Source organism: Glutamicibacter nicotianae, from assembly GCF_006539525.1.
Taxonomy (GTDB): domain Bacteria; phylum Actinomycetota; class Actinomycetes; order Actinomycetales; family Micrococcaceae; genus Glutamicibacter; species Glutamicibacter nicotianae.
Map to the genome: position 1 here is coordinate 57979 of NZ_BJNE01000003.1, position 22013 is coordinate 79991.

The 22013-nt window shown below is 60.7% G+C and carries 21 protein-coding genes and 1 tRNA gene; 11 read left to right on the forward strand and 11 right to left on the reverse strand.

Annotated elements, in window-relative coordinates; all coding sequences use genetic code 11:
• Window positions 1–70: 70 nt before the first annotated feature.
• From ANI01nite_RS04985 to ANI01nite_RS05000, 4 genes are all read right to left on the reverse strand, one after another.
• A complete protein-coding gene (locus tag ANI01nite_RS04985) occupies window positions 71–853 on the reverse strand; it encodes an amino acid ABC transporter ATP-binding protein (RefSeq protein WP_141356516.1) in 783 nt (260 codons plus the stop codon).
• Window positions 854–866: 13 nt separating this feature from the next.
• A complete protein-coding gene (locus ANI01nite_RS04990; protein ID WP_038992263.1) occupies window positions 867–1658 on the reverse strand; it encodes an amino acid ABC transporter permease in 792 nt (263 codons plus the stop codon).
• A gap of 99 nt (window positions 1659–1757) precedes the next feature.
• Window positions 1758–2546 (reverse strand): ABC transporter substrate-binding protein, encoded by a 789-nt coding sequence (locus ANI01nite_RS04995; RefSeq protein WP_141356518.1) that lies wholly within the window; start codon window positions 2544–2546, stop codon window positions 1758–1760.
• 167 nt (window positions 2547–2713) lie between these two features.
• Entirely contained in the window at window positions 2714–4051 is a 1338-nt protein-coding gene (locus ANI01nite_RS05000) for an isochorismate synthase (RefSeq protein ID WP_141356519.1), read from the reverse strand.
• 292 nt (window positions 4052–4343) lie between these two features.
• On the opposite strand from ANI01nite_RS05000, the gene ANI01nite_RS05005 reads away from it, so the two are divergent.
• On the forward strand, window positions 4344–5441 hold the full coding sequence (locus ANI01nite_RS05005) for a polyprenyl synthetase family protein (RefSeq protein ID WP_066140850.1): 1098 nt from the start codon (window positions 4344–4346) through the stop codon (window positions 5439–5441).
• 94 nt (window positions 5442–5535) lie between these two features.
• Here ANI01nite_RS05005 and ANI01nite_RS05010 read toward each other — a convergent pair whose 3' ends face one another.
• From ANI01nite_RS05010 to ANI01nite_RS05020, 3 genes are read right to left on the reverse strand one after another with little or no spacing between them, the layout of a single operon-like run.
• Window positions 5536–6048, reverse strand: coding sequence for an HIT family protein (locus ANI01nite_RS05010; RefSeq protein ID WP_141356522.1), 513 nt, complete (start codon window positions 6046–6048; stop codon window positions 5536–5538).
• On the reverse strand, window positions 6048–6482 hold the full coding sequence (locus tag ANI01nite_RS05015) for a hypothetical protein (RefSeq protein WP_038992256.1): 435 nt from the start codon (window positions 6480–6482) through the stop codon (window positions 6048–6050). Before ANI01nite_RS05015 ends, ANI01nite_RS05010 begins: the two co-directional genes overlap by 1 nt.
• A gap of 18 nt (window positions 6483–6500) precedes the next feature.
• Window positions 6501–7904 carry a PucR family transcriptional regulator gene (locus tag ANI01nite_RS05020; RefSeq protein WP_141356523.1) on the reverse strand — a complete coding sequence of 468 codons (1404 nt, stop codon included), beginning with the start codon at window positions 7902–7904 and terminating at the stop codon, window positions 6501–6503.
• Between the two features lie 114 nt (window positions 7905–8018).
• Here ANI01nite_RS05020 and ANI01nite_RS05025 point away from each other — a divergent pair, with 114 nt between their 5' ends.
• The 3 genes from ANI01nite_RS05025 to gabT all read left to right on the forward strand — a co-directional run bounded on the left by ANI01nite_RS05025 (window position 8019) and on the right by gabT (window position 11323).
• Complete coding sequence (locus ANI01nite_RS05025; protein ID WP_141356525.1) at window positions 8019–9626, forward strand: sodium-dependent transporter; 1608 nt, start codon at window positions 8019–8021, stop codon at window positions 9624–9626.
• A gap of 2 nt (window positions 9627–9628) precedes the next feature.
• Complete coding sequence (locus ANI01nite_RS05030; protein ID WP_073705872.1) at window positions 9629–9772, forward strand: methionine/alanine import family NSS transporter small subunit; 144 nt, start codon at window positions 9629–9631, stop codon at window positions 9770–9772.
• 207 nt (window positions 9773–9979) lie between these two features.
• Window positions 9980–11323 carry a 4-aminobutyrate--2-oxoglutarate transaminase gene (gene gabT, locus ANI01nite_RS05035; RefSeq protein WP_066140835.1) on the forward strand — a complete coding sequence of 448 codons (1344 nt, stop codon included), beginning with the start codon at window positions 9980–9982 and terminating at the stop codon, window positions 11321–11323.
• 95 nt (window positions 11324–11418) lie between these two features.
• Here gabT and rarD read toward each other — a convergent pair whose 3' ends face one another.
• Complete coding sequence (gene rarD / locus ANI01nite_RS05040; protein ID WP_141356527.1) at window positions 11419–12357, reverse strand: EamA family transporter RarD; 939 nt, start codon at window positions 12355–12357, stop codon at window positions 11419–11421.
• A 238-nt stretch (window positions 12358–12595) separates the two neighbouring features.
• Here rarD and htpX point away from each other — a divergent pair, with 238 nt between their 5' ends.
• Together htpX and ANI01nite_RS05050 are read left to right on the forward strand one after the other, a co-directional pair.
• On the forward strand, window positions 12596–13474 hold the full coding sequence (gene htpX, locus ANI01nite_RS05045) for a zinc metalloprotease HtpX (protein WP_066140830.1): 879 nt from the start codon (window positions 12596–12598) through the stop codon (window positions 13472–13474).
• Between the two features lie 179 nt (window positions 13475–13653).
• Window positions 13654–14247 (forward strand): magnesium transporter, encoded by a 594-nt coding sequence (locus ANI01nite_RS05050; RefSeq protein ID WP_141356529.1) that lies wholly within the window; start codon window positions 13654–13656, stop codon window positions 14245–14247.
• 117 nt (window positions 14248–14364) lie between these two features.
• On the opposite strand, the gene ANI01nite_RS05055 is transcribed toward ANI01nite_RS05050, so the two are convergent.
• A complete protein-coding gene (locus ANI01nite_RS05055) occupies window positions 14365–14853 on the reverse strand; it encodes a YajQ family cyclic di-GMP-binding protein (protein WP_038992247.1) in 489 nt (162 codons plus the stop codon).
• 182 nt (window positions 14854–15035) lie between these two features.
• Here ANI01nite_RS05055 and ANI01nite_RS05060 point away from each other — a divergent pair.
• Window positions 15036–15117: transfer RNA gene (locus tag ANI01nite_RS05060), tRNA-Tyr, on the forward strand.
• Between the two features lie 140 nt (window positions 15118–15257).
• Complete coding sequence (gene trxA / locus ANI01nite_RS05065) at window positions 15258–15632, forward strand: thioredoxin (protein WP_038992246.1); 375 nt, start codon at window positions 15258–15260, stop codon at window positions 15630–15632.
• 25 nt (window positions 15633–15657) lie between these two features.
• Here trxA and ANI01nite_RS05070 read toward each other — a convergent pair whose 3' ends face one another.
• Window positions 15658–16620, reverse strand: a complete 963-nt coding sequence (locus ANI01nite_RS05070; protein ID WP_141356531.1) for a DNA-3-methyladenine glycosylase family protein — start codon at window positions 16618–16620, stop codon at window positions 15658–15660.
• A 137-nt stretch (window positions 16621–16757) separates the two neighbouring features.
• Between ANI01nite_RS05070 and ANI01nite_RS05075 the strand changes: the two genes are divergently transcribed.
• Together ANI01nite_RS05075 and ANI01nite_RS05080 are read left to right on the forward strand one after the other, a co-directional pair.
• Window positions 16758–18122: a pyridoxal-phosphate dependent enzyme gene (locus ANI01nite_RS05075; RefSeq protein WP_038992244.1), complete on the forward strand. Its 1365-nt coding sequence runs from the start codon at window positions 16758–16760 to the stop codon at window positions 18120–18122.
• Window positions 18123–18149: 27 nt separating this feature from the next.
• On the forward strand, window positions 18150–19307 hold the full coding sequence (locus ANI01nite_RS05080) for a cystathionine gamma-synthase (protein WP_141356533.1): 1158 nt from the start codon (window positions 18150–18152) through the stop codon (window positions 19305–19307).
• Window positions 19308–19395: 88 nt separating this feature from the next.
• On the opposite strand, the gene ANI01nite_RS05085 is transcribed toward ANI01nite_RS05080, so the two are convergent.
• On the reverse strand, window positions 19396–19812 hold the full coding sequence (locus ANI01nite_RS05085; protein WP_141356535.1) for a hypothetical protein: 417 nt from the start codon (window positions 19810–19812) through the stop codon (window positions 19396–19398).
• A 308-nt stretch (window positions 19813–20120) separates the two neighbouring features.
• On the opposite strand from ANI01nite_RS05085, the gene ANI01nite_RS05090 reads away from it, so the two are divergent.
• Window positions 20121–22013: a DEAD/DEAH box helicase gene (locus ANI01nite_RS05090; RefSeq protein WP_141356739.1), complete on the forward strand. Its 1893-nt coding sequence runs from the start codon at window positions 20121–20123 to the stop codon at window positions 22011–22013.

Genomic DNA, 22013 nt, shown 5'->3' on the forward strand with positions numbered 1-22013 from the left:
AAAAAGGAATCCCCTGCGCTGCCAGTACATTTCACTGGCAACGCAGGGGATTCCTGATGCGCTGTGGTGCTTAGATGTCGACGTGCGTCGGATCGAGCACGCGGCGCAGGAAGTCCTGCGTACGCGGCTGCTGCGGATTGCCGATGACATCCGCTGCCTTGCCTTCTTCCACCACGACCCCGCCGTCCATGAAGAACACCCGGTCTGCAACTTCCTTGGCGAATGCCATCTCGTGGGTGACCACGAGCATGGTCATGCCCGCCTGGGCCAGGTTCTTCATGATGGACAGCACCTCGCCTACGGTTTCCGGGTCCAACGCACTGGTTGGCTCATCGAAAAGCATCAGGGTCGGTTCCATGGACAGCGCGCGTGCGATGGCTACGCGCTGCTGCTGGCCGCCGGAAAGCTGATCGGGGTAGCGGTCGCCGAAGTCGCCCAGCCCTACGCGTTCCAGGTGGCCCAAGGCGATTTTCTCCGCCTCGGCCTTCTTGCGCTTGAGCACCTTGATAGGCGAAATGGTGCAGTTCTCCAGCACCGTCAGGTGCGGGAACAGGTTGAACTGCTGGAAGACCATGCCCACTTGCTGGCGCATCTTGTCCAGGTTCACATCGGGATCGGTGGCGTTGAAGCCGCCGACCATGATGGTGCCGCCATTCGGCTGCTCCAGCAGGTTCACGCAGCGCAGCAGGGTGGACTTTCCCGAGCCGGAAGGACCGATCAGGCAGACCACCTCGCCCGGAGCAACATTCAGGTCAATGCCCTTGAGCACTTCGTTGCTGCCGTAGGCCTTGCGCAGTCCGGTGATTTCCACGCCCGAAGCATGGACTGAAAGCTTATTGGTGTCGCTCGACATTTCCAGGTCCTCTCTATCGCTTGGTCTTTGCGGCGCGGGATTCGAACTTGCGGGCCACCAAGCTCAGCGGGATGGTGATCACCAAGTAGAACAGGCCGGCGACAACCAGCGGGGTGATGCCGGCATCGATTTGCGAGATGCCGTCGCGGCCGAACTTGGTCATTTCGTACTGGGCCATCGAAGCACCGAGGATGAAGGCCAAGGAGGTGTCCTTGGTCAGCAGGATGATTTCGTTGGTCATCGGCGGCAAGACGATCTTGAAGGCCTGCGGGATCACGATGGTGACCATGGCGCGCCATGCTGGCATGCCCAGTGAACGAGCGGCTTCGGTCTGCCCCTTGGGCACTGCCTGCAAGCCTGCACGCAGGGTTTCTGCAATGTAGGCTGCCGAGACCAAGCCTAGGGCGCACATGACGTTGACCGGCTGCGGCCACTGTGTTCCAAAGGCCTGCGGCAAGCCGAAGCCGAAGGCCAAGAGCACCAGGATTGCCGGGATGCCGCGGAAGAATTCAATGAATGCGGTGGCGAACCAGCGGTAGGGCGCAAATGACGCCATTTTCATCAGTGCCAGAAGCAGGCCAAGGACCAAGCCGAAGGCGAAGGAAATGATGGTGTAGAAGATGGTGTTCTTCAGGCCGACCAGGATCATGCCTGGGAACATTGGCCCCAGCTTGTCGAAGGAGAAGAAGGCGTAGACTGCCTTGTCCCAGTCGACTGCCAAGACCAATGCGATGATCGCGATGATGAAGATGGCGATCTGGATGGTCTTGCTCATGCGGGCGCGCTGACGGGTGGTCATTGCCATGCTTGATTACCTCTCATGCAGGAAGCGGAGGCAGGGCTGCCAACCTGTGGGCGCAGCCCGATGCCCCCGCTTGCCTTGAAATCAGATGATGCTCGAGAATTACTTCTCGCCGAACCACTTCACGGTCAGTTCTTCCATGGTTCCTGCATCGGTCAAGCGCTTGAGGGTGCCGTTGACCAATTCCAAGGTCTTTGGCTGGTCCTTTGGAACTGCAACGCCCAGCTGCTCGCCGGTCTTGAAGTCGGCAACAACGCTGAAGCCTTCTTTGTCCTTGATGGAGTAGCCGAGTACCGACTGGTTGCCCAGCAGCGCGTCGACCTGGCCAGCCAGCAGTGCCTGGGTCTGCAAGCCGGCATCCTCGAAGCCTACGATGTTGGTCAGGCCCTGTTCCTTGGCGTACTTCTCACCGGTGGTCGCCTGCTGGACGCCGACCTTCTTGTCCTTGGCGGATTCAAGATCCTTGATGCCTGAACCGTCTGCCGAAATCAGCACCAGGTCGTCATCCATGTACGGGGTGGAGAAATTCATCTTGGCCGAACGCTCTTCGGTGATCGAGATGGAGGAGATCGCTATATCGCACTGGGTGTTGAACAGGCCGGATTCGATGGAGTCGAAGCTGGCGTCGATGACGTTCAGATCCAGTTCTGCATCCTTGGCAATCTCAGCTGCGATGTCCATGTCGAATCCGACGTTCTTGCCATCCTTGACGAACTCGAATGGCTCGTAAGGAATATCTGAGCAAATGGTGAGCTTGCCTTCGTTCAGCGGGAATGAACCAGCTTCGGCTTCACCTTCAGAACCGGAGCCGGAACCGCAGGCGGTGAGCGCCAGCAGTGCAACGGAGGTGACAGCAACTGCGGAGGCGAACTTCTTCTTGAGACTACGCATAGGATCAGAACCTACTTTCGGGTAATGCGAGTGGATCATTGCGTAGCCATAATCATAACCACGCCAGCCCTAGGCTGAGATTCACCTCACACATGACGCGCCGAGAGTAAGGATTGTTTATGCTTAACCGGGTGCTACCCGGCCGCCTTCCCTTGTGCGGACTGGGCCTACTCGGCGCCCAAGGCTTGGCGCATGGGACGCATCTTGGCCCACGACTCGGCTAATTCATCTTCCGGCACCGAGCCGGGGACAATGCCGCAGCCGGCGTACAGGCGCATCAGCTTTTCGTCTTCCAGGATTCCGCCGCGCAAGGCGATGCCGAATTCGCCATCTCCACGGCTGTCAACCCAGCCGACCGGACCTGCATACGGGCCGCGGTCCATTCCTTCCAGTTCGCGCAAGAGCACGCCGGCCTTCTTGGTCGGGGTGCCGCATACGGCTGCGGTCGGATGGAAGATCTCGGCAACATCCAGTGCGGTAGGCAGGGTGCCGGCGGCATCTGCGCGCAACTGGGCACGGACGTCGCTGGCCAAATGCCACACATTGGGAAGCTGGAGAATGAATGGTTCCTCCGGGGCATTCATGCCGTGCGAAATGGGATTCAAGGACGCGGTGAGCGAATCGATGGCCAGCTGGTGCTCATTGCGCTGCTTCGGATCCTCAAAGAGGTTGCGGTGCGCGAAGTCGGGATCCTCGGCACCAGCGGCAGCGCGGTCCAGGGTTCCGGCCAAGACGCGGGCCTCGGCCAAGCCGCCGGTCACGCGCACCAGCATCTCCGGGGTGGCGCCTACCAAGCCGTCAACAGAATAGGTCCAGCAATTGCCATACTGCTCGGTTAGCGCATCGACGATGCGGGCCAAGTTGATCGGGGTGGAACTATGCGCCAACACGTCACGGGCCAGCACCAGTTTGGAGATTCCGCGTTCCTCGAAATGGCCCAGCGCATGGTCCACGGCTTCAAGGTAGGAACCGGCGGTCAGTTGTCCGCTGGTCAGCTCGATGCTGCCCGTTTCGGCTGCCGGCAAGGATGCATCTGCCATCGCTGATTCGGCGCGTGCCAGGGCCTGCTGGTAGGTCAGTCCGTTAAGTTCCTCGGCGCTGCCGGTAACGGTGATCCATGACTTCTCCTCATCGCGGCCGATAACCACCTGGGGGATGACCATGCGCGATTCGAAAACGCTGGTGAAGGAAAATGCGAAAGAGCCAAAAGACACCAGGCCGCTGCCCGGGCGGGAGATCGGGTCGATGATCCGAGCCTGCTCGATGACCTGTGCGAACCATGCGCGTGCACGCGCAAAGCGCTCTTCACCGTGCGTGTGCAGGCGGGCGGCAGTGCCGAAGCCGACCAAGCCGTGGCCGTTGCGGGTCCATACCAGGCTTCGGTGACGCAATGAGTCGGCCAGCAGTGTTTCGGGGGCATCGAGGTATTCGAAGGTGATGCTGGTGAGAACAGGAGCCGACGGCTGATGAGCGCTGGCGCTAAGAACGGGCGAATCTGCAGACATGATAAGGCTAAGCCTACCGCGCAATGCCGGGGAAAAAGGCTTGCGGGTGTCCGTGGTCACCCCTGTGAGATCGGCCGAGTCGGGTGAGAAGTGCAGGGGGAACCCGGTAAACTCTAAATCGACCTCTCAGGTCGCTGGTACCAGACCGGTAGGCCCGGCTCCGGCCATGCCAGCAATATTCAGTGGAAAGCATCGGCTAGAGTGAAGAGATGTTTGCGTGCATCTTGCAGGCAAGATTGCCTTCGCACACCGCGATGGCCAACCCGATGAAAGATAAGTAAGCCGTAGAACAGTGACTGATTCGAAGAGCAACTGGACCGCAGCCGGACATGACGTGTCCGACTCGATTGAGCTGAATCCTGAAACCGCTGCATTAGCTGCGGCCATCAATCTTCCCTCGGGCTTCGCTTTGCTGGCCGAGGATCCGGACTTCGGTCCGGCTATTTCCATGGGCATGGCAAAGGTGGAGAAGCTGCTGCGCGATGCACTGGCCAACTCTGACCCCTTGATCGACGCATCCAGCCGCCACCTTGTCGAGGCCGGGGGCAAGCGCGTACGCCCGCTGCTGGTGCTGCTGACCTCCCTGCTCGGCGAGGGCGTCAACGATGAGGTCATCAAGGCGGCGGCTGTCGTAGAACTTACCCACCTGGCCACCCTGTACCACGATGACGTTATGGACTCCGCTCCCATGCGCCGCGGCGCACCGACCGCACACGAAGTGTGGGGAAACTCCGTTGCCATTCTCGCAGGCGACCTGATCTTCGCCCGTGCCTCGGTGTTCGGCTCCGAGTTGGGCCCAGAAGCAGTCATGTGGCAATCACGCACCTTCGAACGCCTGTGCCTGGGACAGCTGCATGAATCCATCGGCCCTCGCGAGGGCGACGATGCCATCGAGCACCACATCCAGGTGATCAGCGACAAGACCGCATCGCTGCTTTCGACCTCCGGTGCTTTCGGCGCGCGTTTCGGTGGTGCCCCTGACTACATCGAGGTGTTGCGCGAGTACGGCGAGAAGGTTGGCATTGCCTTCCAGGTCGCCGATGACGTGATTGACCTGGCGTCCAAGGAAGCCGATTCGGGCAAGACTCCGGGCACTGATTTGCGCGAAGGCGTGCCGACCCTGCCGATTCTGCTGCTTCGCCAGGCGGCTGCGGACGGCGACACCCAAGCACAGCAGGCTGTCGAACTGGTCGATGCGGACCTGACCAGCGATGAAGCCCTGGCGGCCGCTGTAGAAGCCGTGACCGCCCATCCGGCAATCCACGAGGCCTGGAAGGCCGCGCGCAAGTGGGCCGATGATGCGATTGCCGTCCTGGCTCCGCTGCCAGAAGGTACCGTGAAGCAGGCGCTGATCTCCTTCGCCGATGCGGTGGTTACCCGCGAAGCCTAGACGGGATTGAACAAGCAAACCCCGGAAGACTGCGAAAGCCTTCCGGGGTTTCCTTGTGCTCGGGGCCTGCTTCTGCCCACGTGCATGCTCCTGCTTATCTGACGATATCCTCGCGGGTCAGCGGCTGCGGATGATTGGGGGAGAAGAGCGCCTGGCGCAGCTGTTCCGCTTTGCTCGCCCGCTCCTGGATTGAAACCCGGTGGCGCAGCTGCCGATAAAGCTCGTCATCGGCGTAGCGCGGGAAAACATGCTGGTGATAATGCCACACGTGCTGATTGCCCGCCGGCTCATTATGCTGCCGGGTACTCGTGCCTTCCGGATCCCAGGCCAGCTTCATCGCCAAGGCGACGCGCTTGGTCTCGCGCATGACCGCGGCACCAGTGGCCTCATCGAGGTCATAGAGCGCCTCCAGATGCGCGGTAGGAATGATCATCACATGACCGCCGTAGTTCCCGAACCCATCACAAGCCATGATCGCTGCCACAAGTTCGGTCTGATAGATCAGATCTGTGGGCGCGCACAAGTTGTCCTGGCTGAAGGGCAGGTCGTTGACCAGCTCGCAGAAAGGGCACGCGTAATTGGCTGGTTCATGGGAACGGTGGAGCACTAGTCCTCCAATTCGGCGGCCAGCTCTTCGAAGACCCAGGCGAACATGTCCAGGGTGAATTCGCTGAAGGTGCCTTCCTCGCTGGTCCATTTGCCCTTGGCATTGTTGCGGCGGTAGACGATTGGATCGGGAACATCGAGCTGGGACGCCTTGAAGCCCCAGACGAACTTCTCTTCCTCGTCTTCCAGGAACAGGAGGTAGCCGTCTTCGATTTCCAGTTCTTCCGGATCGAAGAAGTAGTGGTAGGCCTCCATGAAATCTTCATTATTGCCCAGCGCACGATAGAACTCTTCAAGGACGAAGGGAATCGGCACCTCGGACTGCGCCAGCCCTTCGCGCAATTCTTCGGCGCTCAGGCCATCGGCCTCGTTCCACTGGTCTTCCAAGTACTTGGGAACCAGGGAACAGAACTTCTCTAGAAACATGTCTGCCATGTCTTTATCCTATCGAGATTAGCCCAGCTCAAGGGCGCTCAACGCGATCCAGAGCTGGACTCGGTCGCTAGTCACATTCGGGTCGTAGCCGGAAAGGTCTGAAATCTGCTGGATCCGGTAGCGCACAGTGTTGCGGTGCAGGCCCATGGACTCTGCCACCGCGCCCACCGAGCCATCGCGGTTGAGATACTCGCTCAACGTCAGCAACAGGTCGGAATCGTGGGAGGCATCGAACTCCTGCAGCGGCCCCAGCACTTCGATGGCCAAATCCTGCAGGGGAACATCGTGGGCGGCGAGCAGGAGCGAGGTGAGTGACAGCTTGGTAGGCTCGTTGACCCGTTCGCCGTGGCGCAATGACTCCAGGGCCTCGAAGTAGCTCCAGCGGATGCCGGTGGTATTCGGGTAGCGTCCGCCGTAGCCCACGCGCGCCGGAATGCCGGCCGCGAGCAGATACTCATCGAGGTGCTTGACGGACAGCTGCACCTTGCCGTGCGCAACGATGATTGCCAATCGGCCATCGATGATCGCCGAAACCTGCGAGGAGAGATCGGAAGGCAGCGGCAGGGTTTGCAAGCGCTCGATCTGGCTTGGAGCCTGGACCAGGATGACCGAGTGCTCGCGCTGGGTGTTCAAGCCCAGAGCGCCCAGGCGTCCAGCCGCATCGGCGCCGACCAGGGCGCCGCCGGCGAGGTCTTCGAGCACTTGGCCGTTGGCGTGGCGCTGCGAAGCGCGCAGCCGGGACTTGTTCGCGAGTTCCAGGCCGATCAGCGACTGCGCGTAGTCGACTACTTGCTGGTGGACGTAGGGCTCGGCAATATGCAAGGTGCACTTGTCGCGCAGCCCGGTGGCCACCGGGCGTTCATGCCAGGAACGCGCCGGATCATAGTCGCCGCTGATCACTTCTCCGTGCAGGGTCAGTGCCACTTGGGTGCCGAGCATGCGTTCGAGTTCCTCGAGCATGCTGTCAAGATCCGAGGAGAGCAGTGTCTGGGCCAGCTTCTGGTGGGACTTCAGCAGGCTTTCAACGCGCTTGAGATGATCGGAGTTCAGTGCTTCGGCAATCAGCCGGGTGATCGCCGCGAAAGGTATCTGATAGGGAACCTCGAAGACGGGAAGTCCTACTTCGCGGGCGGCGTCAACGGTCGCCTGCGGTACCGAATCGTGCTCCAGTCCTGTGCCAAAACCCAAAGCTACGGCATCATTGGCCGCAAGGATATGGACGAACTGCCGTTGCGCGGCTTTGGTCTTCTGGCGAACGCCAGTGGTCAAGACAATTTCTCGTCCGGTCAAGAACTGCGAAGGGTCGAGTAGTTCGGTCACCGCACCCCAGGTGATGACCATGCCATCGCGGTGACTGTGTTCAGTTAGCGGCCGAAGATCGAGCTCGTCATGTTCCAGAAGACCGCGTAAACTAATTGCCATATAGTCATTCTAGTGGGAGAGCGAAAAGTTCCCGATTTAGCAAAATGCTCAAAATGTGGACACGAAAGCTCTAGAAATGACCACAATGTGAAAGTTTTGCAGTAGCTTAGACACATGAGCACTCCATCTTCATCGCAGGGCGCTCCACTCGCAACAGAGAAGCGTGAGACTTTCAGCTCCCGAAAGTTGTTCATCCTCTCAGCGATTGGTTCGGCCGTTGGTCTGGGAAACATCTGGCGTTTCCCCTATGTCGCCTACGAAAACGGCGGCGGCGCATTCTTGATCCCGTACCTGGTCGCAATTCTCTGCGCCGGCATCCCGCTGCTGTTCCTCGACTACTCGATCGGCCACCGCTACCGCGGCTCCGCCCCGCTGGCGTACCGCCGGGCTAACCGCAAGGCTGAGGTCCTGGGTTGGTGGCAGGTACTGATCTGCTTCATCATCGCCATCTACTACGCTGCCATCATTGCCTGGGCCGCCATGTACTGCTGGTTCTCCATCACCAAGACATGGGAAACGAACGCAGACGGCGCCGCCGGGTTCTTCATGGGGGACTTCCTCAAGGTCTCGGACAACGTCAATGTCGGGTTCGACTTCGTTGGCAACATCTTCATCCCGATGTTCTTCGTTTGGCTGGTCACCATCGTGATCATGGTCGCCGGCGTGAACAAGGGCATTTCACGAGCCAACGCGGTCTTCATGCCGCTGCTGATCGTGATGTTCTTGATCCTGGTCGTCCAGTCGGTCTTCCTGCCAGGCGCCATCGACGGCCTGAGTGCATTCTTCACCCCGGACTTCGCGGCACTGTCCAACCCGGCGGTGTGGGCTGCAGCCTTCGGACACATCTTCTTCTCGCTGTCCGTGGCCTTCGGCATCATGGTGACCTACTCGTCCTACATGAAGCGCAAGAGCGATCTGACCGGTTCGGGCTACGTTGTCGCCTTCGCCAACTCCAGCTTCGAACTGCTGGCAGGCATCGGCGTCTTCGCCGCTCTGGGCTTCATGGCCTACAACGCCGGCAGCTCCGTGGACGAGGTTGCCACCTCCGGCATCGGCTTGGCTTTCATTGCCTTCCCGACCATCGTGTCCGAAGCGCCGCTGGGCTCGCTGATCGGTGTGCTGTTCTTCGGCTCGCTGGTCTTCGCAGGCCTGACCTCGCTGATCTCCATTCTTGAGGTGATCGTGGCGGCATTCCAGGACAAGCTGGGCTGGAAGCGCGTCCCAGCGACCCTGGTCGTGGGCATTCCGGTTGCAGTGATTTCGCTGGTGCTGTTCCCGACCACCACTGGCCTGTACCTGCTGGACACCATGGATGCCTTCGTCAACCAGTTCGGCATCCTGGCCTGCGCCTTGGTACTCGTGATCGTCTTCGGTGCCGGCCTGGGCATGCTGCCGAAGCTGGCCAAGCACCTGAACCGCCATAGTTCCATCAAGCTGGGAACCGGTTGGAAGGTCCTCGTTGGCGGCATCGGACCAGCAGCCTTGGGCTACATGCTGATCAACGAATTGCAAAGCAAGATGGCCGAGTCCTACAGCGGTTACCCTGTCTGGTTCAACGGCATCTTCGGCTGGGGCATGGCCGGTGCGCTGATCGTTGGCGCGATCGTGCTCTCGCTGATTCCATGGAGCAAGAACTCGAAGATCGATGACCCCGAGTTCGACCAGCATCGTGCGAATGTCGAGGCCGAGGAAGTTCCTGAAGTCGCTGGAAAGGAGTACTAGCCATGAGTGCCATCGCGATTGTCTTCATGATTATCTCCATGCTCACCATCTGGGGCGGCCTGGCCGTCTCGCTGATCAACCTGAGTCGTCATCCTGAAAAGCAGGACGACGATGTGATTGAGCCAGCTGGCTCGGCAGGAAACTAGAACCTGCACGCAGCATCAGGATTAGAGGCCTCTGCGCTTCAAGCTACGGCTTGGAACGCAGAGGCCTCTTTCTTGTGCAAATGCACTGTGCGACACGAAGTGCGTTGTGCCATTCAGCGTAGTCCGCTGGTGGCCAGGAGAATACTCTCTAGTTATAGAGAAAACTGGGCAAGCGAGCTCACCAACAAGTTCTGGAAGGACAAGCACATGGACGTTACCTACCGCATTGATCAGAAGCGCAAGATCAACGGTCCGTTCCCCGGCCCGAAGTCGCAGGAGCTGACCGCCCGTCGAGCCAAGGCAGTTGCCGCAGGCGTGGCTTCCAGCCTGCCTGTATACGCCGCAGAGGTGGATGGCGGCATCATTGTCGATGTCGACGGCAACCAGCTGATCGACCTGGGATCCGGCATCGCGGTGACCACCGTTGGCGCTTCGAATCAAGCGGTAGCCAAGGCCGTCGCCGAGCAGGCAGCCCGCTTCACGCACACCTGCTTCATGGTCGCCCCGTACGAGAACTACATCGAGCTGGCCGAGAAGCTCGCTGCCATCACCCCGGGCAACTTCGAGAAGCGTGCGGTCTTCTTCAACTCCGGTGCCGAAGCGGTAGAGAACGCCATCAAGGTCGCCCGCATTGCCACCGGCCGCCAGGCAGTGGTCGCCTTCGACCACGCCTACCATGGCCGTACCAACCTCACTATGGGTCTGACCGCCAAGGCAGCTCCATACAAGCGCGGCTTCGGACCGCTGGCACCGGAGATCTACCGCATGCCAATGAGCTACCCGTTCCGCGAGGAAAACCCGAACATCTCCGGCAAGGAAGCTGCCGAGCGCGCCATCCTGGCCATGGAGAAGCAGATCGGTGGCGACCAGATCGCGGCGATCATCATCGAACCGATCCAGGGCGAGGGCGGCTTCATTGTTCCAGCCACAGGCTTCCTGCCGCGCATTGCCGAGTGGGCCAAGGAAAACGGCATCGTCTTCATTGCCGACGAAGTACAGGCAGGCTTTGCCCGCTCCGGCGCATGGTTCGCGTCGGATATCGAGGGCATCGAGCCTGATATCGTCACCCTGGCCAAGGGCATTGCCGGTGGCATGCCGCTGTCGGGCATCATCGGCCGCGCCGAACTGCTGGACTCGGTGCACGGCGGCGGACTGGGCGGCACCTACGGCGGCAACCCGGTAGCAGTGGCCGCAGCCCTGGAATCCATCAAGTTCATGGAAGAGCAGGACCTGGCGGGCCGCGCCCGGCAGATCGAAGAGAAGTTCTTCACCCGCTTCGGAGCGCTGCAGAAGGACATCAAGGAACTGGGCGACATCCGTGGCCGTGGCGGCATGGTCGCGATGGAATTCGTCAAGGCCGGGGGCAAGGAGCCGGATGCCGCACTGACCAAGGCGATCGCCGACGAATGCCTGGCCCAGGGTGTGCTGATCCTGACCTGCGGCACCTACGGCAACGTGGTGCGCCTGCTGCCGCCGCTGGTCATTGGCGACGAGCTGCTCGAAGATGCCTTTAACGTGCTGGAAGATGCCATCCGCAAGGCTGTCGCCTAAGCAGCCGCGTTCTAGGCCGAGCACGGCGAAAGCCTCGAATCTCCTTTTCGGAGATTCGAGGCTTTCGCTTAATCAGTGCTCATGCCAATTGGCGCTCAGCCCAGCCTCTTTGGTTCGGGCATGGATCCAGTGCGTGGAATCCGCATCATGTCCACGAGCACGAAGATGACTGCAACCCATACCAGAGCGAAGCCAACCCAGCGTTCGAATGGCATGTGCTCGCCGAAGACCAATAAGCCCAAGATGAACTGCAAAAGCGGGGCGAGGAACTGCAGCGAGCCCAGCGTGCTCAATGGCAAACGGCGTGCCGCACCTCCGAAGAGCAATAGTGGAACAGCGGTGATAATTCCGCTGCCTGCCAGGAGCAGGAGACCCGGAACGTCAGCCGAGAACAGTGCCGACTGACCGTCAACAGCCAGCCACAGCAGGTAGCCGAAGGCCAGCGGGGTCAGCCAGACGGTTTCAATGGTCAACGACCCCAGAGCAGTACCGCTTTGGCCCACCTTGTTCTTCACCAGTCCATAGAAGCCAAAGGAGAAGGCCAGCCCGAGGGAAATCCATGGAACCCGCCCCAGACCGACGGTCAGGACGATCACGGCAACAGTGGCTACGCCGACTGCGATCCACTGCAGGCGACGCAATTTTTCCTTCAGGACCACGACGCCCAGGAGGATGGCCACGATTGGGTTGATGAAGTAGCCCAACGATGCTTCCAGCACATGCCCGGTCAAGACAGCTAGCGCGTAGAGCGTCCAGTTGGCCGCGATCAGCACACTGGCCAGTCCCAGCTGCCACATGGCCTTGGCGTCCCTGAACATGGCCAAAAACTGCTTGAACTGGCGGGTGAATGCTAGTAGAAGCAGGCAGAAAACCAGCGAGAAGATTACCCGGACGCCAACGAATTCGAGGGCCGAGATGGCAGGCAGCAGTAGGAAGTAAGCCGGGAGCATGCCCCAAATCAGGTATGCGGAGGTGCCTTGGATCAGCCCATAACTATGTTCCGAGCGGATCGGTTTGGCAGTACTTAAGGACATGCAGGGCGCACACTTTCAGAATCGCAATAGGTCGGAGGAACGGGCTAGCCGGAAATAAGCTGTGGCACCGCATCTTAAAACTACAACGTCCAGCCTCCCGGTATATTCCCCTGCCCTTGCGGGTGCCTGCACCCGGGGCGCCGATGTGGTCTTCTCACCGGAACATATTTGGAATTCCAGTCGTTGACTAGACTAGAGAACACCAACTTGGTTTGCTTCATTGAGGGAGTGCATCGCCGTGCATGGACATAACAACGGACTCAAAACCGCCTTTTTGATGGGTGGAATGTTCGCCCTGCTGCTGGCCATCGGCTCGCTGATTTCCGCGGGTACCGGCCGTTCGATGTTCATATGGATCTTCGCCTTGATCGGCCTCGCAAGTACCGCCTACAGCTATTGGAATAGCGACAAACTGGCCCTGCGCTCAATGCATGCCTACCCGGTCAGCGAAGCGGAACAACCGGAAATGTACCGCATCGTGCGCGAGCTTTCGATGAACGCGCAGCAGCCGATGCCGCGCCTGTATGTTTCCCCAACCACTTCGCCGAATGCCTTTGCTACCGGCCGCAACCCGCAGAACTCGGCGGTGTGCTGCACCGAAGGCATCTTGCAGCTGCTTAACGAACGAGAATTGCGTGGTGTGCTGGGCCATGAACTGATGCACGTCTACAACAGGGACATCCTCACCTCGTCGGTCGCCGCGGCAATTGCCGGCGTGATCACTTCGGTGGCGCAGTTCCTGATGTTCTTCGGAGGCGGCAACAGCAATGACAACCGCGGGGTGAACCCAATCGCATTGATTGCGTTGTCGCTGCTGGCACCGCTGGCTGCGTCCATCATCCAGATGGCCGTGAGTCGTACCCGCGAATACGATGCCGATGAAGATGGTGCCAAGCTGACCAACGATCCGCTGGCACTGGCAAGCGCGCTACGCAAATTGGAATCGGGGATCTCCCACGCTCCGCTGGCGTCGAATGACCAGAAGCTGGTCAACAGCTCGCACCTCATGATCGCGAACCCTTTCGGTTCGCGCCTGAAGCGCATGTTCTCCACCCACCCTCCGATGGAAGATCGCATCGCGCGGCTTGAAGCAATGGCCGGCGGCCGCGGGTACTAGGCTGAATCCGCTGGAGCAGGTGACCGCTCCTGCGGATCGACCTGTTGTAGCAGCGCTCCATGGGCGATCGGAGACTCGCGTCTGCGGGAAGTTGAAGCCCTGGGGAAGCCTCAAAGGCGTTAACCCAGAACCGTGATCGCGGCATGCTTCTCATCAACAGACCACGAGGAGAAAGAAAAATGACCGACGGCGAAATGCGTTTTCCTTCGCTGGGTGATGCGATTGCTGGCCGGTTGACGACAGGTGTGGTGAAGGGAGCGGTTGCCCTCCTGCTCGCGTGGATCATTACGCTGTTCATCGATGTCGACATGGCGTTTGACAGGATCGCGGTCGCACTAGTTCTTGCGTTTGTCCTATCCGGGATTGCGGGCGCAGTCATTGAGCGGCCCATCGTGCTCCGCGATCGCAGGCCCAATCCAGGAGGGTTTGCCTACGTTTTCCTGCCGTTCACGGCGTCAATAGTGATCAGTTTTGTTGCTTCTTACGCTCTCCACCGTTCCATAAGTGCCAGTGCAGTGGTGACGGCTGCAGTGGCAATCTGCAATTTGGCAGAGCTGCTCTGGATGAAAAGTTGGATTCCTGGGCCGACTCCTGAGGAAGAGCAGGCCACGATCGATGAATTCACGGCGATGACGAAGGAGCATTTTGCCGACGATGTGGAGGAGATCAAGCGTGGTGCCAGGGAGAGGAGCCGCGACAGGTACTACAAGAAGAAGGCCCGTGACGAGGCCAAGGCGCAAAAACGCAAAGGCGATGGCAAACGGACACGTTGAGCAGTCGGACGAGAGTTTTCGGTAATCCAGCAAAAGCCGGGGGCTGTCACCCATCCACCACGGATGGGTGACAGCCCCCGGCTCTTGCGAAGTACGTCTAGCAGGCTGAGATGAGCCCTACCGGAAGTTCACGAACTGCAGGTCTGCTTCTTCGAAGTCGCGCAGCAGAGCCATGGTGGCCTGAAGATCATCGCGGGACTTGGACGAAACGCGCAGCTCATCGCCCTGGATCGTGGACTTGACGCCCTTAGGTGCCTCATCGCGGATCAACTTATTGATCTTTTTGGCGACATCCTGGGCGATGCCCTCCTTGATGCTCGCTTCGATGCGGTATTCCTTGCCCGAAGCGAAAGGGTCACCGGCATCCAACGACTTCAGCGAAATGCCGCGCTTGACCAGTTTGGACTGGAAAACATCCAGTACAGCGTTGACGCGCTCTTCCGAGTTGGCCTTCATCAGGATCTTCTCGCCGCTGAAGTCAATTTCAGCGCCAACGCCCTTGAAGTCGTACCGCTGGGCGATTTCCTTCTGGGCCTGGTTCATCGCGTTGGCGACTTCCTGGCTATCAACCTTGCTTACGACGTCGAATGTGGAATCACTAGCCATGTGAGTACTCCTAGTTGAAACGGGTCTGATTCGCTTCATAGCCTACCGGTTTTAACATTCAAATTCGGGGTGTGATCAGGCTTACAGCAAAAATGCCCCTCTCGATTTCACAACTCCGGAAAACTCCTGTAGAGTTATTTCTCGTTCCGACAAGAGCAAATGTTCTTGAAGCGAACATACTCGGCAGATTACCCGAGTGGCCAAAGGGGGCTGACTGTAAATCAGCTGGCAACGCCTTCACTGGTTCGAATCCAGTATCTGCCACAAAATAACTCCCGGATCCCAGGATCCGGGAGTTTTTTGCATCCGGGGAACTTGCGCGGCCATCGGGTTGGTTTTATTCCCGTGCTCAACCAAGATCACCTTTCTACGTATTTCAAATAAGGATCGGCTACCGTATAACCATGGCAACGAAAAATGTGAGCGAAGACGAATTCGCGCAGCTGATTGATGAGAACGACATCGTCCTGGTGGACTTCTGGGCTGCCTGGTGCGGTCCATGCCGCAATTTTGCGCCGGTGTACGAGCAGACTTCCGAGAAGTTCCCCGATGTAGTGTTTGCCAAGGTGGATACCGAAGCGGAACAAGGCTTGGCCCGCGCTGCGAACGTCACCTCGATTCCGACCATCATGGCGTTCCGCGAGAATGTCCTCGTGTTCTCGCAGGCTGGTGCGCTGAACCAGACCCAGCTCGAAGACCTTGTTACCGCCGTCAAGGGCATTGACATGAGCGAAGTGCATAAGCAGATCGCAGAGGAAGCCGCGCAGGCAGACTCCTAGGAATTCCCAGAAACTTCGGGCTCCCTTACCGCCGCCGGTGATCCAGCGGTGCGTATCGGGGCCCGAAGCTTTGTTTTCTCTGCCCCGAGAGCTGCAGCAAACGGACCACGCGTTGCCGATGCGGGGCATAGGGCGCCAGCAGGTCAAGCATCTGCGCATCGCTGATTCTCGAACCGGCCAGCACCTGGCCAACGAAATCTGCCAGATGGAAATCTCCGACGGAAATGTGATCAGCAGATCCATGGGAACGCTGCAGCGTCTCGGCAATGGTCCATGGGCCGACCCCTGACACCGACGCCAACGCCGCCTCCAGGGTTCCCGGTGCCATCGCCTTGGGCTTTGGCTGGTTTATCGGCTTATCCGCCCACCACTGCAAGCTGCTGGCAACCCGCACCACACGCGCCATCGTGGTAGCCCGTTGCCCTTCAACACGCGCTGCTTGCCAGTCCCACCGCTTCATCGTTGCCAATTTCTGCGGACCGGGGAAAATCATCAGGCCTTCGGGCGCCGGGCCAGGTGCCCGGTGGCCCAGGTGGCGGATCAGCCAGCGCCACGCGTAATTCGCTTCGATCCCGGTGACCCGCTGTTCCAGAATCGCCCCGGTCACGTGCTCGAAGATCCTGCCGGTGCTGGGCAGAACGAAATCAGGATGCTCGAAGCGGGAACGCGCGATGATCTCCGGGAACTTGCCTTCTTTGACTCCCGCGTCGAAATCGGTCCAGTCATCTTTCGCACCCAGCAAGTTCGGTGCCGATTCCATGGCCCACTGGGCGCCAGGACCCCAGGCCTGCAATGCGGCTGGCGAGCTCGGGGAGGGCTTATGGATATGCAAAGTTGCATCCCCCAGCGGCGTCGCAAAGGCCAGCCACGCCTCGGTCTGCGACAGGCGGATCGTCGGATCGCCCAGGCCGCGGCGCAAGATGCCCAAGGTCTTGGGCAGGGCCACCGGACGCTGCGGATCGTAGCTGGCGGTCAACGACTTCTCCATGAAACGCATCCTATAACTTCGTGCTCGGGATTCCTGGGCCAGCATCGCTATCACCAGAGAAAAGCGTGCGTCCACTGCGTGACGTTTCGCTACGCCTCGGAACGACATGTATGACATCCGCCGGTAAAGTTCTTGACATGAAGTATGCGTCCACAGTTCTAGACCTGATCGGCAATACCCCTTTGGTGAAGCTCAACCGAGTCACCGACGGGATCAAAGCCACCGTACTGGTGAAGCTCGAGTACCTGAATCCGGGCGGTTCCATCAAGGACCGCATCGCATTGAAAATGGTCGAGCGTGCCGAGGAATCCGGCCAGCTCAAGCCCGGTGGAACCATCGTGGAACCGACCAGCGGCAACACCGGCGTCGGCCTGGCGATGGTAGGCCAGCTCAAGGGCTACAACACCATTTTCGTCACCCCCGATAAGGTGGGCGAGGAAAAGCGCGACGTGCTGCGCGCCTACGGTGCCAAGGTAGTAGTTACCCCAACCGCGGTGGCTCCGGATTCGCCCGAGTCCTACTACGGCGTATCCGACCGCCTGGTCACCGAAATCGATGGCGCATACAAGCCCGACCAGTTCTCCAACCCGGGAGCGCCTGACAGCCACTTCGAGACCACCGGCCCGGAAATCTGGAATGACACCGACGGCAAGCTGACCCATGCAGTCATCAGCGCAGGAACCGGCGGCACCATCACCGGCACCGGACGCTACCTCAAGCAGATCTCCGCTGACCGCGCTTCCGGCCCGGTGAAGATCATCGCCGCTGACCCCGATGGCTCGGTCTACTCCGGCGGCACCGGACGCCCCTACTTTGTCGAAGGCGTCGGCGAAGACATGTGGCCGGGAAACTACGACCCCTCCGTGCCGGATGCCGTGGAGCCGGTCACCGACGCCGAGGCATTTGAGATGACCCGCCGTCTGGCCAAGGAAGAGGGCCTGCTGCTGGGTGGTTCCTCGGGCATGGCTGTCGTCGCCGCGTTGCGCGCCGCCAAGGATCTGGGCGAAGACGACGTGGTTGTCGTGATCGCACCGGATGGCGGCCGCGGCTACCTGGCCAAGATCTTCAACGACCAGTGGATGCTGGACCAGGGTTTCACCACCGATGAATACTCCGCGCTGGACTTCATCGGCGAGGCGCTGGCCAAGCAAGGCACCGCGACAGTGCCATTGGACACTACCCTGGCCGAGGCGGCCAAGGCGCTGCGCGAGCAGGGCGATGACGCGCTGGTCGTAGCCACTGCACCACTGCCTGCGCGAATCGGCGAGATCCGCGGCGTAATCGGTGCCAGCGACATCACCGACGCGCTGTTGGCCGGTGCAGAACCAACCAGCACGCTGGCAGATCTGGGCGACTTGGCAATGCCATTCATTGGCACCGCAGACACCCCGGAGCATGCGCAAGACTTGCTCAAGAGCCACCCGGCCGTGCTGCTGACCAAGGGCGGCGAAGTGATTGCCGCGGCCACCGCAGCCGACCTTCTGGCCTACACCACCCGCTAGAGACTTCACCACAAAGGATTGATATCGATGACTGAAAACCATCAGGGCGCAAACACCCGCTTTGTCCACGCGGGCCAGGAATTCGAACCGGTTACCGGCGCGGTAGTTCCGCCGCTGCACTTCTCCTCCACCTACGCGCAGGACGGCATTGGCGGCCTGCGCAACGGCTACGAGTACGGCCGCGGCACCAACCCGACCCGCGACTCGCTGCAGGCGCAGCTGGCCGGCGCCGAATTCGGCAACCACGCATTCTCGTTCAGCTCGGGCCTGGCCGCCGAGGATTCGCTGATCCGCGCCGTTCTGCGCCCGGGCGACCACATTGTGCTGGGCAACGACGCCTACGGCGGAACCTTCCGCCTGATTGACCGCGTCCTGGGTGCATGGGGCATCGGCAACACCCCGGTGGACATGGGGGACGAGGCTGCCCTGGCCGCTGCCATCGAGAAGAACCAGGCGAAGCTGGTGTGGGTGGAAACCCCGTCCAACCCGATGATGAAGATCACCGACATCGCGAAGGTCGCAGAGATTGCGCATGCTGCCGGCGCACTGCTGGTCGTGGACAACACCTTCGCCAGCCCGTTCCTGCAGCAGCCGCTGACCCTGGGGGCCGACATCGTGGTCCACTCGACCACCAAGTACATCGGTGGCCACTCCGACGTGGTGGGCGGCGCCGTGATCGTCAAGGACGCCGAGCTGGCCGAGAAGATCGGCTTCATCCAGTTCGCCGTGGGCGCCGTTTCCGGTCCCATGGATGCGTTCTTGACCACCCGCGGCCTGAAGACCCTGGGCGTGCGCATGCGCACCCACTCGGAGAACGCCGCGCAGGTGGCCCAGTGGCTGCGTGAACGCAGCGAGGTCGAGCGCGTGCTCTACCCGGGCTTCGAAGACCACCCGGGCCACGAGATTGCCAAGAAGCAGATGTCCGGCTTCGGCGGCATGGTCTCCGTGCAGTTCAACGGCGGGGAATCGGCAGCCCGCAAGATTGCCGAGAGCACCAAGCTGTTCACCCTGGCTGAATCCCTGGGCGGCATCGAGTCGCTGATGAACTATCCGTCGGAGATGACCCACGCTTCGGTGAAGGGCACCGAGCTGGCAGTTCCAGTGAACTTGCTGCGCCTGTCGGTCGGCATCGAAGACCCTGCAGATTTGATCGAAGACCTGGAGAAGGCCTTCACCAACCTGTAAGCCGTAAACGCAAAGGACCTGGGTTCTGCTGCCCGCCAAGGGCAGCAGAACCCAGGTCCTTCGTGCATTGAACCGGGTTCCGGTCCGGCTACCGGCGGCGCTTGGCCGGCTTGGGATCGACGATCTTGAAGTACCTGTTGCTTGCCGGCAACCACATCAGCACCACGCTGAACATGATGATGGCGGCCAGCAGCGAATAGCGTCCGAACCGCAGCAGCAGCGGCAGTGCGGCAATCAGCCCCAGCCAGGACAGCTGGGCGCGCGCTGCCCGGTCGCCGGTGAACAGCCGGTATCCCAGCACGCCGCAGGCGATGCCCGCTGCGGCGAAAAAGACCATCAGCGCAATGCTGCCGAAATCCAGTGTGGAATCCCGGCTCTGCTCATAGGCCAGGAAGCCGCCGAAGCCGAGAAAAAGCACTCCGGCCAACAGCCAGAGCATCTGGGCGACGAACAACCCGCCGGGGATGGGCTCATCGGGACGTCGTGGAAAAAGTGGTTTCTTCACGTGCTTAACCCTACGTGCTCTGGCGCGGTGCCCGATCTCACACGGCTTCGGCACTGACAACACAGTGCCGTTCAAGCTAGCATTAAGTGTTCGCGAACATCAGGGTATCCCTCTCGCATCCAGCCCAATTTTTGAGGCTGGAGCCTTCTCGTGTTGTATTTTCCGCAAAGTGTGTGCGGGTCTTTATGTCATAGGGGAGCGCTTGATGAGCGTGACTTGTATCTGACTGTGCAGCCTATACGTCGTTTCTTTGGGGACGGCCAAGGCCTATCCCCAAACGAATGAGGTAATTCTTCGTGTCTTCTGACATGCCCGTAAACACCAACGACAACCAGACCCCGGAAGAGCCAACCGTGCTCTTCTCCGAGCTTGGCCTGGATGCCCGCGTGCTTGCATCGCTTGCCGACCTTGGCTACGAGAAGCCATCGCCAATCCAGGCAGCGACCATTCCACTGCTCCTCGAAGGCCGCGACGTGGTCGGACTGGCCCAGACCGGTACCGGCAAGACTGCTGCTTTCGCACTGCCTGCCCTGTCCCGCATGGCCGAACTGGCTGACACCAACGGCCTAGCCAAGACCCCGCAGATCCTGGTCCTGGCTCCAACCCGCGAGCTGGCCCTCCAGGTCGCCGAGGCCTTCACCTCCTACGCCAAGTACCTGCCGAACTTCACCGTTCTGCCCGTGTACGGCGGCTCCCCATACGGCCCGCAGCTCAACGGCCTGCGCCGTGGCGCACAGGTCGTCGTGGGCACCCCAGGCCGCGTGATCGACCACATCAACAAGGGTTCCCTGGACCTGTCGAACCTGCAGTACGTGGTGCTGGACGAGGCCGACGAAATGCTGCGCATGGGCTTCGCCGAAGAGGTCGACAAGATCCTGGAAGCGACCCCGGAAGAGAAGCAGGTTGCCCTGTTCTCGGCCACCATGCCGCGCACCATCCGCCGCATCGCCTCTGAATACCTGCGCAACCCGCAGGAAGTCGCCGTGAAGTCCAAGCAGTCCACCGGCACCAACATCACCCAGCGCTTCCTGCAGGTCATGGGCGCCCACAAGCTGGACGCCATGACCCGCATCCTCGAATCCGAGGAATTCGACGGCGTGATCACCTTCGTGCGCACCAAGATGGCTACCGAAGACCTGGCCGACAAGCTCAAGGCCCGCGGCTTCACCGCTGCCGCCATCAACGGCGACATCCCGCAGCAGCAGCGCGAGCGCACCGTGGAGAACCTGCGCTCGGGCAAGATCGACATCCTGGTGGCTACCGACGTGGCGGCCCGCGGCCTGGACGTCGAGCGCATTTCGCACGTGATCAACTTCGACATCCCGCATGACACCGAGTCCTACGTGCACCGCATCGGCCGCACCGGCCGTGCCGGCCGCAAGGGCGACGCGATCCTGTTCATGACCCCGCGCGAGAAGTACCTGCTGCGTGCCATCGAGAAGGCGACCCGCCAGCCGGTGACCCAGATGCAGCTGCCGTCGCTGGATTCGGTCAACGACCGCCGCATCCAGAAGTTCACCGACCGCATCGACAAGACCATCAGCGGCCAGGACCTGACTACTTTCCGCGAGATCGTGGAGAAGTTCGCTGCCGAGCACGAGGACCTGGACCACCTGGAAATCGCGGCTGCACTGGCTTTGATGGCCCAGGGCGGACGCCCGCTGCTGATGACCGAACCGGTCATGTCGCCTGCGAAGAAGGCCCGCATGGATCGCCCGGAGCGTGGCGAACGCGGTGAGCGCGGTCCACGTGCCCGCAAGACCGCTGCCGAGGGCAACGCCATGTACCGTCTGGCAGTTGGCCGCCGCAACCGCGTGCAGCCAGGCTCGATCGTTGGCGCGCTGGCCAACGAGGGCGGCTTCGATTCTTCGGAAATCGGCGGCATCGACATCCGTTCGGACCACACCCTGGTGGAGCTGCCAGCAGAGCTGAGCAAGGACCAGTGGCGTGCGCTGTCCAAGACCCGCATTGGCGGCGAAGCCATCGATCTCCAGCTCGACAGTGGCCGCAGCCCGCGCCGTGACGACGATGGCGACCGCGCTGGTTTCCGTGGCAGCCGTGGCGGCTACGGTGGTGGACGTGGCGGCCGTGGTGGATTCGGTGGCGGACGCAATGGCGGACGTGGCGGATTCGGCGGCGGACGCGGTGGCAAGGACCGCTACAGCGATTCGAACCGCAGCGGTGGACGTCGCGACTACTAA